Source organism: Streptomyces sp. NBC_00483 (assembly GCF_036013745.1).
Classification (GTDB): Bacteria; Actinomycetota; Actinomycetes; order Streptomycetales; family Streptomycetaceae; genus Streptomyces.
The window spans coordinates 4,845,394-4,859,156 of record NZ_CP107880.1 but is presented as its reverse complement, the minus strand read 5'-3'; the positions used below and the strand labels follow the sequence as shown (position 1 = coordinate 4,859,156).

Below are 13,763 nucleotides of genomic sequence, written 5' to 3'. Positions count from 1 at the left end.
GCAGCGGGCGTTCGGACGGACTGTCCCGGACGGAGCCAGTAGTACCCCGAGTCCGACTCAAGGCCGGATCTCGGGGACCTCCGCCCCAGGGGTGGCGGAGGAGGCCCAGCGCCAGGGGGCGCCAGTCCAGCAGGTCGGGGCCGAGGACGGCCCCGACCCGGACGAGCTCCACGCCGCTCAGCGCGAGATCCTGCACCCCGTACGTGAAGACGCCGCTGCCGCCGGCGAACCCGCCGTGAAGAGCGCGCAGCCCACGATCCGCCGCTTCACCGGCGAAAAGCGCGACGCACGCGTCGGCCCCCTGCGCTTCCTCGACGAGGAGCGCGCTCACCTCCAGGACATCGCCGCCGAGCACGGTTACAAGGGCGACTCCGGCTTCGCCGCCGACGTCGTCCTCGCCTTCATCACCGGACGGTTCACCGCGAACCTCCCGCTGTCCGAGGACCGCCGCCGAACCCACCACTTCCGCGCCCAAGTACTGCGCCAGCTCAACCGCATCGGAGTCAACGTCAACCAGATCGCCCGCGCCCTCAACAGCGACTACACGCCCCCTGACCTCCGCCGGCACTTGACCGAACTCCAGCAGCTCCTGGACCTGATCGCTGAGGCCCTGCGCCAGCCCGTCGAACTGGCCGAGCTGGAAGAAGAGGAGCCGTCCGCGTGATCGCCGCCATCAAACCGGCCGGGTCCAACACCCGTGGCCTGCTCGCCTACCTCTACGGCCCCGGCCGCCAGGACGAGCACCTTGATCCGCACATCGTCGCCGGCTTCGCGATGCTCGGCATGCCCGACCCCGGCCGCAAGGAGAACGCGACCCTCACTGAACTCGCCCGCTACCTCAACGAGCCGGTGCGCCTGCGCAACAGCGAGTTCGGCCGACCATTCACCGACCATGTATGGCACTGCCCCGTGCGTGCCGCACCCGAGGACCGGTACCTCTCCGACGCAGAGTGGGGCGAGATCGCCCAACGCATCGTTGACTCTGCCGGCATCGCCGCGCCCGGCGACGACCTGGCCTGTCGCTGGATCGCCGTACGCCACGCGGACGACCACATCCACATCCTGGCCACCACCGTCCGCGAAGACGGCCGCCGCCCGCGGCTCCACAACAGTGGCCAGCGCGTCGGTGACGCGTGCCGCGAGATCGAAATGGACTACGGGCTGCTGCAGTTGAAGAAGGGCGATCGAACCGCCGCGCGCCGTCCCACCCAACCCGAGATGCACAAGGCCGAGCGCCTCGGCTGGAACCGGACCAGCAGGAAGTGGCTTGAGGATCGGGTCCGCGCGGCCATCCCGCATGCCGCCAGTACCGAGGAGCTGCTTGCCTACCTTGAGGCCGACGGCGTCGCGATCAAGCCCCGACGTGGGCCTTCCGGCGATCTCCTCGGATACGCCGCAGGGCGCCCCGGCGACCTAAACGGCAAGGGCGAGCAGATCTTCCACCCCGGAGGAAAGATCGCCCCCGACCTCACCCTGCCCAAACTGCGGGCCCGCCTGGAAGCCGTCGCGCCCGAAGAACACCCCACCGCACGCCGCAACAAACCCGCCACACCGTGGCATCAAGCCACCGAAGCCCTCGACACCCTCCACGCCCAACTCGGCGACACCACCACGATCACCAAGGAGGGCGACGAACGCTCCCAGGCCCACATCGCCGCCCTCGGCGAACTCATCGAGGCCACCGCTCAGCAGGCCCCGGCTGACCTGCGCCCCGAACTCGTCGCCGCGGCAACGACGTTCGCCCGCGCTCAGCGCTCCCAGATCCGCGCCGAGAATCGGGCGGCCGATGCTGTACGAATCGCAGCCCGCGACATCATCAACACCGCAACAGGGCCGGACGGTAGCGCTCTCGCCACCCTCCTCGCCGCCCTCGTGTGGTCCGCGATCCTCTCCCAGCGCTGGCACGAGGCCAAACAGCACGCCCACCAGGCCGACGCCGCCCGCCAGGCCCTCGACCATCTCCAGACCGCAACCGACCAAGCCATGAGCCCCGTACTCGCCGAACTGGAGCGCCGCCAGCCCAAGGAACAAGCCCGCCTCACCCTGGCCAGCGACGTGCGCGCCACCGTCCCCGACCACGCCGCCCGCATCCTTGCCGACTCCAGTTGGCCCGCCCTGGCCGCTGTCCTCGCCGACGCCGAAGCGCGCGGCTACCAGTCCCACCCACTCCTCAAAGAAGCCGCCGGACAACGCGAGTTGAACACCGCCCGCCAACCTGCCCGCGTTCTCATCACCCGCATCCAACACACCGGCCGCAACCCCGCCCCCAACCGCCGAGCCGAAGCGGCTCGCCGACGCACGACCACAGGAACATTCCCTGGAAGCACGGTGGCCCCTGCAGCGCAGCCGAGCGTCTCCTCGCCGGCCCCGCGGCAGAACCGGCCCCAGCGGTAACCGCTCAGCTGCGGCGCGGGGCCCTGCGCGAACCGCAGGGTCCTGTGCCGATCTCACCTTGGTCAGGCTCCAGAGGGATCCGTTTGCCCGCGAATCCGCTCGTCAGAGCTATGGCCCGAACAGAATCTGCCCGAGACGCCGTCGTACCTCCGGACGAGCGAGCGCGTCGCCGGTGCTGAAGACGGTGGTGCTGCCCGAGTCGCTGATGAGCTGTGGTGCGAAATATTCAAGCCCAGGGTGCTTCTGCATCACAGGGCACGTCGGTTCGTGCGGCAGGCGGTGGCCGCCCCGCCCGTCGCACGACGTGCAGCTGCCGGTGGCGTCTCGCCGGAGTCCGTCTTCAGGTAGTGGTGTGACCCACCCTTCGCCTCTGCAGTCCTGGCAGACGCTGTCCTTCGCGAGGCAGGTACAGGCTTCAGTGACTTCGGCTACCTGTGACTTCATTGAGGGACGGTAGCCAACGCGCATGGTCGACGGTGGAGAATCTGCCGAACTGTCACCAACCCGGCCATTATTTGCTGCTTAGGTACCTCTGCGGAGAACGCATTTGGTTGGCTCTCGACCTCGCTCGGTGGGAGAGGCCCCGAGTGTCAGGACCGCACTGCTGATCTGGTCGCGCCCGTTTTCTCCTCCTCGATAGCGCGAGCGACCTCCGGCCATGGAACGAGCGGAGAGCCGATGAGCGACCAGTAGTCGTATGCGTCTCGCACGACGGCACTGACGCCGAGGCGCGCAGCAGCCGTGTCGATGGTGGCGATGACCCTACGGGTGACGCCGCCGGCGCCCCGGGCCGCAGGAGTGATCCCCTGGCCCAGGAGGAGCGTGGCGGTGCGGATGGCGTCCAACGTCGCTGGTGGTGCTGCGTGGGCGAAGCGGCCATAGATCAGTTCCTCCCAGTGCGTCTGGGTACGCGCCCAGGCCAGGCGCTCCAGGCCCGTCCCGAGGTCTACTGCCAAGCGATCCGGGTGGTCGGTGTGCCACAGGAGGACGATGTCGCCGAGAGTGAGATCCAGGTGGGCGAAGCGGAGCGTAATGCCTTCGACCTGGCGTCGACGCCATGGGCGCAACTTGCCATAGATGCGTAAGTGCCGTGTGTGAAAGCCTAGTTGCGAGAGCGTGGTCAGCCAGCTGTCGAGAATGGATCCGTACTCATCCAAGTTCCTTACCGGTTGGACCCGGGAAACGTTGACGAACGCGCTGAGGAACCCCTCCCGTAACTGGCCGGTGGCGTCGCGCTGACCGGTGAAGCGGACCACCGGCTGGGGGAGGAAGCCGCTCCGATACGTGTGGGGTCTGCCGTCCTTGAGGAGCGGGTCGAGGGCCTGCACAGAGGAGATGGTCAGCTCGGTTTCCCTGCCCCAGCGGAGCGGGAGAGAGGCGTCGCGCACGGCTCCGGAACTCGCGAAGGAGTTCTCCAGGCTGTCGAGCAGGTAAGTCCACGACGGACTTCTGCGTGGCGGTCTGTAGGGGGTGCCACGGTGCGGATGCTGGACCTCGATGTGGTCCGGGTCGGCCGTGAACTCCCAGTGCGGCCCCAAGCTCGCGCGGAGCACAGCGGGCATCCGTTGAGCCAGCGTGTCTCCGGCCGTACTGGCTGTAGTCATCAGCATGATCGCGCTGCCATCGCGCTGAAGTGCCGAGCGGGATCAAAGCGGTGGAGGCCGATCTCTTGGACTTGCCGGTGATCTAGGATCTCCACCCGCTCGATGGCGCGCGCCAGTTGGTGAGCGGCGGCCTCGTCATCCACCTCGGGGTCAGCCACGGCGATTGCGCCGGTCGCGTCGCAGAGGGCGGCTTCGGCGCAGGTGCCCGTGCGCCAGGTGAGCGCGGCCATGGGTGTGCCAGTGCGGAGGGATTCTCCGAAGATTGCGGCGCCGGCCTCCACGTAGTCGCGTGCGTACGTATAGACGAAGACGGAGGCGTCGCGGATGGCTGCGGTCTTGGCGGGGCCGCCAAGTTCGCCGACCCATTCGACGTGGTCCGCGTTGAGGAGCCGGGCATGGCGTCGTACGTACTCCTCGTCGAAAACGGGTCCGACGATCCGTATCCGGCGGCCGAGTAACTGGGCGGCACGCACGGCCAGATGGGGCGCCTTCTCGGCGTCGATGCGGCCGAGCCATACGAGGTCGCGTCCGGCGACGGAGGGCGGCTCGTCCTCGTCGAGGCCCAAGTGCACGGCCAGCTCAGGGATGGGCTGGTGACCGGCGTATCGCTCGATCATCTCGGGCGAGTAGCAGTAGAGGCGCGACTGCTTGCCGTCGAATGCAGTGTCGGAGTGTTGGAAGACGGGGGAGTGCTGGAATGTGGCGACGTCGCAGTCCAGCTCACTCCACGTCCGGGTCCACGCGGGCAACGAGGGGTATTCGTGCCCTACGACCAACAGGTCGTAGTCGATATCGCGTAGCTCGCGCTCGGCCAGCGATCCGGCGGTGACGTCCTCTAAGCGGACCGGCTTGCGGACCCAGTCGTACTCCAGGTCCGTGAGCCAGCCCGGCCCGAGGAGGTGTACGTCGGCGCCTGCGGCTCGGGCGCCTACGGCGACCGCCCACAGCCATCGTTCGATTCCGCCGTATCCGGCGGGTGGAAAGGCGTAGCTACCAGGGAAGTCGCAGACGCCGACGAGCACTTATGCCTCCGGTGTTCCGTCCGCCGAGATCCGGCGGAAGCCGAGGTACGGGAAGAGAGATTCGGGGAGGACGAGCGAGCCGTCCTGCTGCTGGCACTGCTCAAGGAGCGCGGCCAGGGTGCGGCCGACGGGCAGGCCGGAGCCGTTGAGGGTGGCGACGAGCTTGGGCTTGCCGTCATCCCCGCGGGTGCGGATGTTGGCGCGGCGGGCCTGGAAGCTACCGAAGTTGGAGATCGAGGAGATTTCCCGGTAGGTGTTCTGGCTCGGGATCCAGACTTCGATGTCGTACGTGAGCTGGGCGGAGAAGCCGGTGTCGCCGGCGGCCAGCTTGACCACGCGGTAGGCGAGCCCGAGCTCCTTCAGGCACGCCTCGGCATGGCCGACCATCGTCTCCAGCTCAGCGTCCGCCGTCTCCGGGTCAACGATCTTGACCATCTCCACCTTGGAGAACTGGTGCTGGCGGATCAGGCCGCGGGTGTCGCGCCCGTACGAGCCGGCCTCCGAGCGGAAGCACGGGGTGTGGGCCGTGAGGGCCAGGGGCAGCTCGGCGGGCGGGATGATCTCGTCGGCGTAGAGGTTGGTCAGCGGGACCTCGGCCGTCGGGATGAGGAACAGGTCGCGATCGGCGGCGCCGGTCTTGAACAGGTCCTCTTCGAACTTCGGCAGCTGGCCGGTGCCGGTCATCGTCTTGCGGGTCACCAAGTACGGGACACCGTGCTCGACGTAGCCGTGGCGGCGTGTGTGGATGTCGAGGAAGAGCGTGGCCAGAGCACGCTCCAGGGCGGCGCCGGCACCGCGGGAGACCGCAAAGCGCGAACCGGACAGCTTGGTGGCGCGGGCGAAGTCGAGGATGCCGGTGGCCTCGCCCAGGTCGACGTGGTCCTGTGGCTTGAACGAGAACGCCGGCGGATTGCCGACGCGCCGGATTTCGACCGCGAACTCCTCGGAGTCGCCGTCCGGAGCCTCGTCGTCGGGGAGGTTGGGGATGGTCAGGAGGAGCTCGGTGAGCTCTTCCTGGACCTTCTCCTGCGCGGCCTCGATGTCGCGGATCTCGTCCTTCAGGTCGCGGGCGCGCTCCTTCAGCTTGGAGATGTCCCCACCCTGCTTGGCCGTCTGCTGGACCTCGCTCGCCACCCGCTTGGACTCCGCCCGCAGCTCGTCGGCCGAGCGGATGCTCTGGTTGCGCCGGGACTGAAGGTCTTCCAGCCGGGACAGGTCCAGGGAGTAACCGCGACGAGCGAGCCGACGTACCGCTTCGGCACCCATTTCGATCAGGGCGCGGGCATCATGCATGGGGAAGATCCTTCTTATCCGGCGAATGGGATGGGGATACCGGATCGACGGTAGCAACCGCCGGACCCTCGCCGATCCGCAATATCGACGCGTCATCACCGGCGGTGATCTCGCGCAGGGCGGCCGAATCAAGATCATCCATGAGTTCCGTGACCAGAAGGGGCAGCTCGTCGTCGAGAAGAACGAGCGGCTCGACGTACGGGGCTTCGGGGAAGAACAGCGGCATGGCCTCATCGGTGGCCCGATTCCGGTGCCAGTGGAGGACGGACAGCAGCAGCCCGTGGCCGACGAGGACCCGAGGCCCGGGAGGTTCCAGGGCGGCGAGCACGCCCGTGAGCATGCGGCGTATGCCCTCACGCTGTGACTCCACGGCGCCGGGCGGGCACTGGCCAGGGCCGTGTGCATCGAGCCAGGCCGCGTATTCGAGGAAGGGTTTGCCCTCGAAATCTCCGTAGTCGAGTTCGTTGAGCCGCGCGTCGACGATCGGCTCGGGCGACGGGACGCCCATGAGGAGCAAAGCGGTCTGGCGCGCCCGCGGGAATTCACTCGTCAGCCAGGTGGCCACGGAGCGGAGAGGAACGGCGCTCCATACGAGGCCCAGCGACTGTCGGCCTTCATCGGTCAGGAGGATCTGCTTGGTCGGGTCGCCATTGACGAGGTAGCGCTTGCTGTAGTTCGTCTGGCCATGGCGGAGGATGTATGTCGTCACGATCCGCTCCGGGAGGTCGTCGCCAAGAGGTCGCCGAGCACTTCGGCCATGAGCGTCGCTCGCGGATCGCCGGACTCCACGTAGAACAGGAGACCGTCGACCGCCAAGAGACGACACCAGGGCGCGAGCACTGGAATGGGGACCCGGGAGACGCGTGAGGCGATGGCCAGTCGTCTGTTGGTGGCGCGTCCGAGGTCGTAGTAGACGGCCCAGAAGGCCCAGTCGAAGGCCGGGTCGCCCACCATGGGAAGCGGATCGATCAGCCGAGGGAGTCCTCGCCAGTCGAACAGCACGTTCTCCCGGTACAGGTCCGCATGCAGCACCGTCGACCTGCGGGACCCTTCCTTCAGATCGGCGACGGTCGACTGCCCGGCTTCAGCCAGGGGACGCCAGCTGCCCAGATTGAGCGTCTGCAACCGCCGCCCGATCCGGGGCCCGACTTCGCCGTCGAGGTGGTCAGTAAGAAGCGGTAGTACGCCCGCCCGGCGACGGTGCCGTCCGAAGGCGTGCAGGCCGTGGAGGGCCGCCGCGACCATCTGCAGCTCCCGCCTCGGCCGGTCCGCACCGCCAGGCTGGCCTCCGACGAGTTCGAGCGCGGCCGTAGCCAGGTCGTCTGCAGCCTCCAACACGTCGATGGTTGGTCCGCGGGCCCAGAGCCGTAGCGCCTCGACCTCGTGGCCATAGCGAGACGGGTCGACCCAAGCCTTCAGGAGCAGCGGACGCCCGTCGAGTCGGGTCGCCGTCGCGATCACCGAGGCGTGCCCGGCATCGTGGTACTCGCCGAGCGCGAGCTTCCAGCGATCTGCCGCACGCGCCAGCTGCCCCGGGACGGCGTCGAGCCATGGCTTGGCCGCAGGCCCGTAGTGCGCGAGTAACCGCTGCCGGCACCCTGCGGGGACCTCTCCGAGCGTCCGCTTCGTCATCAGCTCAGCACGATCCCGTCGGAGACGAGCTCGTCCGTCAGGGCTGGGAACGCGCTCAGAGCCTCCGTGACGAGGGACTGCACCTTGTCGAGCTGGGCGTCAGGAGAGGAGAGACGGACCAAGATGCGCCACGGCTCGTCCAGACGCTGGCCGGTGGTGCTGACCAGATGGACTTCCGCGTGCCCGTCCGTGGCCTCGTGCAGACGGTGAGCCAGGCGCTGGGCGGCGATGTTGTAGAGCTTGCCGACGTGGTAGACGGGGTTCTTGCCGTTGGCGCCCTCCAGGTTCATCGGCCGCAGCGGTGTGATCAGCCCGTTGACCCGGTTACCGCGACCCACGACGCCCTCGTCCCCCGACTCGATCGAGCTTCCGGTGTAGGTGAGGTACAGCTCGTCCTTCTCCGGGACGTCGCGGGCGTTGAGTCGGAAGCGTGCCTGGGTTCCAGCAAGTTGCAGGTCGGCCAGACGGTGGCATTCGGCCAGGACGGACTCCGTGTTGCGGACGTACTCGGCCCGGCTGGCGACGTGGCGCGACTTCTGCGGGACGCACACGACGATGTCGGCCTGGCCGCCGTCCCAGTAACCCATGAGCTTGACGTCCGACCCGCACCAGGCGTGGGCGCGGGTGAACTCGCTCTCGCCGGAGAAGTGGTCCACTAGCTCACGGACGAACGACTCGAAGGCGTTCTCCGGGGCCCAGCCGGTTCCCAACGAGGTGTCGTTCGAGAGCCGAACTCGACGCTCGCGCAGGTCATCGACAGACCGGGGATTGAACCAGCGTGTGCGGTCAGGCACCTCGTCGCCCGTGAGGACCGCCCCCGGGCTGGAGTTGCTGGTGATGTTGAAGACGATGTCGAGGTGATCCGACACCTCGGGGAGCCGCTCGGCGAAGAACTGCCGGACCTCGGCCTCGACGATCTCCTTGACCGGGATCTTGTCGTCCCCGCACATGGGCGCCGCACGCCCGTTGACCAGGACACGGACCGGGGCCGCCATCTTTCCGCCCCCGTAGCGGACTTCACTCGCTCCGCCGAGGAGAGCGAGCTTGTCGAAGTTGTGGTGCAGTACGGCGCCGAACCGGGCGACGGTGTGATGGCTGTAGGCGCGGGACAGACGCTCCGCGAGGTGATCGGCGAGGGTGTCCGGGTGGCCGAGGCCCTTCCGCTCGACGATGGTCGTCGCGTCCGGCCTGGCCGTGGCGGTGTCGATGACGAGGTGACTGTTGCCGATGATCGTGCTCGTACGAGGCATCACGAACTCCCGTTCAGGGGTGGGAAGAATGGGATGAGCGCAGGCGTCAGCACGCCTGGACGAGCGGTGCGATTGGGATTCAGCGTTCAGCGGGGAACGCCGGCAGCGCGGAGATGCGAGACGGTCCGAGCAAGCGACCTGTACGCGGAGGCGGCCGTCTCCGCGGCCGCGAGTCGGTGGACGTCGTGGGTGGTGACGAGCTCGATGTCATGCGTACGACGACGATCGAGCCAGAGCAGCAGGCGCCAGGCGAGAACTGGCCCGCTGTAGGGCAGCCGGGTCAGGAGGTCGACTGGAAGGCGCCCGGGCGGTACGCCCTCGTACACCTGGTCGCGTACGAAGTGGAAGACCACGTCGGCCTGGTCGGCAACGGCTGGCCCACAGGAGCTCGCCTCCCAGTCGACGACGTGCAGATGCTTGCCGTCGATGAGGACGTGCTCGGGTTTTAGATCACCGTGCAGGCGAACGACCGGGTGGGAATCGATCGTCTGGAGGGCCTGGTCCAGCACTGCCCACCAGGGCAGCCACCGGCAGCGAGGGGAGAACTGGTCCAACAGGAACTGGCTGGAGGAGGCAGAGGCGGAGCGGCACCCTCTCCAGCCGGAGCCGGGCGTGACGCCGGCGGTAGGACGGTGCAGCCAGCTGCTGACAGCCACGACGTGACCGATGTACTCCTCTGCCGCCGTGCGCGTACCCACTGAGCAGGGCGTGCCGCCCACCGCCTGGAACACCGTCCAGGATCCGGCCCCGTCATTTCCTGTGGCCAGGACGGACGGAACCGAGATGCCCATGAGGGCGGCACACTCAACCGTCGCAGCTTCGCGCAGGCGCCGGTCCTCGGGATCAATGCCCGTGTAGAACTTCAGCAGAGCACTACCGTCCATGGCGAACCGTGTTCGGGAGTACGGCTTGACGACCGGCGGCGCGAACGGACCGAGCTCCTGCTCGATCCACGACTCCGACACCTTCGCGCAGTGCACTTTCTACACCTCCGATCCGTAGGCCGTGCCCTGCCCCGCTTGCTGAGCAGGGCCGATCATCAAAGCCAGCCGGAGTGAAGGGAGTTGACTACTTAGAGGTGCTAACAAAGGCGTTGGACGTGCCGATGAGTGATCAGGCAGGCGGCCAGCCCGAGGAAGGCTTCATGGATGTCGTCACGCCGCTCCCAGCGGATGCGGAGACGACGGAAGCCGTGCAGCCACGCGATGGTGCGCTCGACCACGTACCGGAAGGTGCCCAGTCCGGTGCCGTGCGGCTGACCGCGTTCGGCAATGACCGGGCGGATGCCGCGCTGTCGTACCTGGCGCCGGTAGATGTCGTGGTCGTAGCCGCGGTCAGCGAACAACAGGTCCGGCCGCTTGCGTGGCCGTCCGACCGTGCCTGCCACGGCGGGGACCTTGTCGAGCAGGGGCAGGAGTTGAGTGACGTCGTTGCGGTTGCCGCCGGTCAGCGATACGGCGAGCGGGATGCCCTGGCCGTCGGTGAGCACGTGGTGCTTGCTGCCCGGCCGCGCGCGGTCGACCGGGCTCGGCCCGCTTTTGGGCCCCGCCGAGCGGCCCGCACGTGCGAGGAATCGATCACCGCCCGGGACCAGTCCAGCTTGCCCGCCGACCGTAGCTTCTTCAGCAGCACCAGGTGCAGTCCGTCCCACACCCCCGCCTCGTTCCAGGCGGCCAGCCGGCGCCAGCAGGTCATGCCCGAGCCGAAGCCCAACTCCTGCGGCAGGTACTCCCATTGGATGCCGGTGTGCAGCACAAAGAGGATCCCGCACAGTGCCTGCCGGTCCGGGACCCGTGGTCTGCCCTCGACCTTCTTCGGGCCCGGCTTCGGCAGCAACGGCTCGATCATCGACCACAGTTCGTCCGACACGATCCATGGCCGCGACTGACGCTCTCCCATGACCAGACCTACGGACAGACAGACCGAAACACTCATGATCAGCAGCTTTTGTTAGAGCCTTTTAGTCCGGCGGGTTTCTCGGTCTGCTGCGACAGTAGAGAAGGAATCCCGTAGCACCCCGGAAAATTCTTCCGGGGTCCCTTTCCGCCACGAGGTGATGCTCAGGACATGCGAGGGATGACAGAGCATCTGACCACCGGCGAGCGCGTCGCCTGGTACCGGCGCCGACGCGGGCTATCCCAGGAGGTCCTGGCCGGCCTCGTCGGGCGGACCACGGACTGGCTGAGCAAAGCGGAGAACAACCGGATCGAGCTCGACCGCCTCTCGGTGATCACCTCACTCGCCGACGCACTGGACGTCTCCCTCGGAGACCTGCTCGCGGAGCCGACCCTCGTCGAGTGGTCGGCCGACACCGGTCGTCGAACGGTCCCCGCCTTGCGCGAAGCCCTCATGGACTACAAGCAGCTCACGCCCCTACTGGGACCCCCACCCGACGACGAGCCGCCGGCTCTGGAGGATCTCCGGGCCGAGGTGAAGAAAGTCCTCGACGCGTACCAGGAATCCAGGTTCGGCCTCGTCACCCGACGGCTCCCCCTCGTCCTGGCCGACGCCCTTGCCGCCTCCCGCGCGTACTCGGGGCGCGAAAGCGAGGAGGCCCAAGCAGAACTCGCCTTGACCTATCACGGTGCGGCGATGGTGCTGGGCAAGGTGGGTGAGTCGGAACTGGCGTGGATCGCCGCCGACCGCGGCCTGGCGGCAGCGCAGCAGAGCGGCCAAAGCACGGTGACCGGATCGCTCTTCCGGGCGGTCACGCACTGCCTGATGGCCACCGGCCGCTTCACCGCGGCGATCCAACTGGTCAACGACGCGGCGGCCGTCATGCAGCCCGGCCTGAGCACCGCGAACGACGAGTACCTGTCCGTCTATGGCACGCTCTTCCTCGCCGGCGCCATGGCGGCAGCCCGAGCGGAGGACCGGGCAACGACGCAGACCTTCCTCCGAGAAGCCGACGATGCCGCACAGCGCCTGGGCGGCGACGCCAACCACCTCTGGACGGCCTTCGGCCCGACCAACGTGGCCATCCACTGTGTCGCCACTGCCGGAGAGTTCGGCGACATCCAGATAGCCGCGGACCTCGGGCAACGCATCGACACCAGCGGCTTGCCGGTGGAACGACGCGTGCGGCACAGCCTGGAAGTCGCCCGAGCACTCAGCGCCTGGAACCGAACCGACGAAGCCCTGACCACCCTCCTCGACGCCGAGCAGGCCGCCCCCGAACAGGTACGGCACCACTACCTGAGCCGGGAACTGGTCATCGGCTGGATCCGCGGCACCCGAGGCCGCCCGTCCCAGCCGGTGGCAGACCTGGCCCGCAGGCTCGGCGTAGTCGGCGGTTAGAGTCCGTCCCGTGACCGAGAACGAGCACGAAGCGAAGATGGCCCACCCGCGCATGGCAGCCGGCGCGCTCTTCTTCGACGATGCCGGCAGGGTCCTGCTCGTCGAGCCGTCGTACAAGGACTACCGGGATATCCCCGGCGGGTACGTGGAGGACGGTGAGTCGCCTCTGCAAGCCTGCGTGCGCGAAGTACACGAGGAGCTGGGCATCAAGCCGGGCATCGGCCGCCTTCTCGTCGTGGATTGGGCACCCAGTCCCGGAGAGGGTGACAAGGTCCTTTACCTCTTCGACGGAGGCCGTCTCACTGAGGATGAGTGCGGGCACATCGAGCTCCAAGCCGACGAGCTCCGTGGATACGCCTTCCATGACACTGGGGAGCTGTCGGAGCTCACCATCCCTCGCCTTGCACGCCGCATCATGGCGGGCGTCGAGGCTCGTGCCAATGGCGCGACCACCTATCTGGAGCACGGAATGGCGCCGGAATCTGTTTTGTAGTCTGCGTAGACGTTGAGTGCGTCGAGCAGTTCGCGCCTCGGACCTGTGCCGCATGCTCCTTTCGGTGGCTATATTCGGGCCTCTCTCGCCAATTTCGATCAGAAATAGCATGAAGGTTCTCGTAAGTGACCGTCAGTACGGGTAGTTGGTGCACCGCGAATACGCTGCCATCATGCGTGGAGTCGAGTACCGAAGCAGCGGCGTTCCACTTGAGGACTACGAACTCACTCGCAGCGACCATTGCCGTCAGAAGCAGAGTGAGGAGAGCAGCCGGTGGGTTCAGCGGCAGGTCGATGAGGACATCGCCAAGTGTCGGGCAGACCCAGCGAGGGCGGAGCGTCGTCGGCAGGCATTCGAGGAGCTCGCCAAACTTTTGGAGTCCTTCAAAAAGCAGGATCACGAAATCATGCGGTGGCGTGTGCGGCTCTACTGCGGCCACATCATCGAGACACAGGCGCACTGCTCGTACGCCGACCCCATCTCTGCGGGGGCGTACACCAAGCCATGCCCTGAATGCAGGGAAGAGCGGACAACAGTCGTGGCTTACGAACCCATCGGCCTGCTCGCGGGGCCACCTGAGCCTGAACCGGCCCGATCGCTACCTTTGAAGCGGCCGACACGAGCCGAGCTCGAACGGCGGGTTGAGGCGCTGGAGAAGGAGAACGAACGCCTTCGCGCAAAGCACGGCGCTTGAAGGTCCTATCTTCGAGACGTTTGTCTCGCCCACCTGAACTCCTGCTACTACCTGACTACGCTCTGTGGATGGAATCGCGGTTCG

At 67.4% G+C, this 13,763-nt stretch carries 13 protein-coding genes; 5 read left to right on the top strand and 8 right to left on the bottom strand.

Features of this window, described 5'->3' with window-relative positions; translation table 11 throughout:
- The first annotated feature begins 91 nt into the window (after positions 1 to 91).
- Both OHA73_RS21630 and OHA73_RS21625 read left to right on the top strand, forming a co-directional pair.
- A complete protein-coding gene (locus OHA73_RS21630; RefSeq protein WP_327655886.1) occupies positions 92 to 664 on the top strand; it encodes a MobC family plasmid mobilization relaxosome protein in 573 nt (190 codons plus the stop codon).
- The gene (locus tag OHA73_RS21625; RefSeq protein ID WP_327655885.1) at positions 661 to 2,394 is read left to right on the top strand and encodes a relaxase/mobilization nuclease domain-containing protein; all 1,734 of its coding nucleotides are present in this window, start codon (positions 661 to 663) and stop codon (positions 2,392 to 2,394) included. The genes OHA73_RS21630 and OHA73_RS21625 overlap by 4 nt, the downstream gene beginning before the upstream one ends.
- Before the next feature lie 590 nt (positions 2,395 to 2,984).
- Here the strand turns inward: OHA73_RS21625 and OHA73_RS21620 are convergent.
- The 8 genes from OHA73_RS21620 to OHA73_RS21585 all read right to left on the bottom strand — a co-directional run bounded on the left by OHA73_RS21620 (position 2,985) and on the right by OHA73_RS21585 (position 11,094).
- Positions 2,985 to 3,998: a hypothetical protein gene (locus tag OHA73_RS21620; protein WP_327655884.1), complete on the bottom strand. Its 1,014-nt coding sequence runs from the start codon at positions 3,996 to 3,998 to the stop codon at positions 2,985 to 2,987.
- Complete coding sequence (locus OHA73_RS21615) at positions 3,998 to 5,020, bottom strand: glycosyltransferase (protein WP_327655883.1); 1,023 nt, start codon at positions 5,018 to 5,020, stop codon at positions 3,998 to 4,000. Before OHA73_RS21615 ends, OHA73_RS21620 begins: the two co-directional genes overlap by 1 nt.
- A complete protein-coding gene (serS, locus tag OHA73_RS21610) occupies positions 5,021 to 6,313 on the bottom strand; it encodes a serine--tRNA ligase (RefSeq protein WP_327655882.1) in 1,293 nt (430 codons plus the stop codon).
- Positions 6,306 to 7,022, bottom strand: a complete 717-nt coding sequence (locus tag OHA73_RS21605; protein ID WP_327655881.1) for a histidine phosphatase family protein — start codon at positions 7,020 to 7,022, stop codon at positions 6,306 to 6,308. The genes serS and OHA73_RS21605 overlap by 8 nt, the downstream gene beginning before the upstream one ends.
- Positions 7,019 to 7,945 carry a phosphotransferase gene (locus OHA73_RS21600; protein WP_327655880.1) on the bottom strand — a complete coding sequence of 309 codons (927 nt, stop codon included), beginning with the start codon at positions 7,943 to 7,945 and terminating at the stop codon, positions 7,019 to 7,021. Before OHA73_RS21600 ends, OHA73_RS21605 begins: the two co-directional genes overlap by 4 nt.
- Positions 7,945 to 9,195: a methionine adenosyltransferase gene (locus tag OHA73_RS21595; protein ID WP_327655879.1), complete on the bottom strand. Its 1,251-nt coding sequence runs from the start codon at positions 9,193 to 9,195 to the stop codon at positions 7,945 to 7,947. Before OHA73_RS21595 ends, OHA73_RS21600 begins: the two co-directional genes overlap by 1 nt.
- 86 nt (positions 9,196 to 9,281) lie before the next feature.
- Positions 9,282 to 10,175 carry an aminoglycoside phosphotransferase family protein gene (locus OHA73_RS21590; RefSeq protein ID WP_327655878.1) on the bottom strand — a complete coding sequence of 298 codons (894 nt, stop codon included), beginning with the start codon at positions 10,173 to 10,175 and terminating at the stop codon, positions 9,282 to 9,284.
- 101 nt (positions 10,176 to 10,276) lie between these two features.
- Positions 10,277 to 11,094 (bottom strand): IS5 family transposase gene (locus tag OHA73_RS21585; protein WP_443063197.1). Its coding sequence is split into 2 segments (ribosomal slippage): positions 10,277 to 10,762 and positions 10,765 to 11,094, totalling 816 coding nucleotides; the frame shifts between segments, so codons are not numbered across the junction.
- A 177-nt stretch (positions 11,095 to 11,271) separates the two neighbouring features.
- Between OHA73_RS21585 and OHA73_RS21580 the strand changes: the two genes are divergently transcribed.
- The 3 genes from OHA73_RS21580 to OHA73_RS21570 all read left to right on the top strand — a co-directional run bounded on the left by OHA73_RS21580 (position 11,272) and on the right by OHA73_RS21570 (position 13,679).
- Positions 11,272 to 12,492 (top strand): helix-turn-helix domain-containing protein, encoded by a 1,221-nt coding sequence (locus OHA73_RS21580; RefSeq protein ID WP_327655877.1) that lies wholly within the window; start codon positions 11,272 to 11,274, stop codon positions 12,490 to 12,492.
- Positions 12,493 to 12,502: 10 nt separating this feature from the next.
- Positions 12,503 to 12,985, top strand: a complete 483-nt coding sequence (locus tag OHA73_RS21575) for an NUDIX hydrolase (protein WP_327655876.1) — start codon at positions 12,503 to 12,505, stop codon at positions 12,983 to 12,985.
- Positions 12,986 to 13,157: 172 nt separating this feature from the next.
- Complete coding sequence (locus OHA73_RS21570; RefSeq protein WP_327655875.1) at positions 13,158 to 13,679, top strand: hypothetical protein; 522 nt, start codon at positions 13,158 to 13,160, stop codon at positions 13,677 to 13,679.
- Positions 13,680 to 13,763 lie beyond the last annotated feature (84 nt).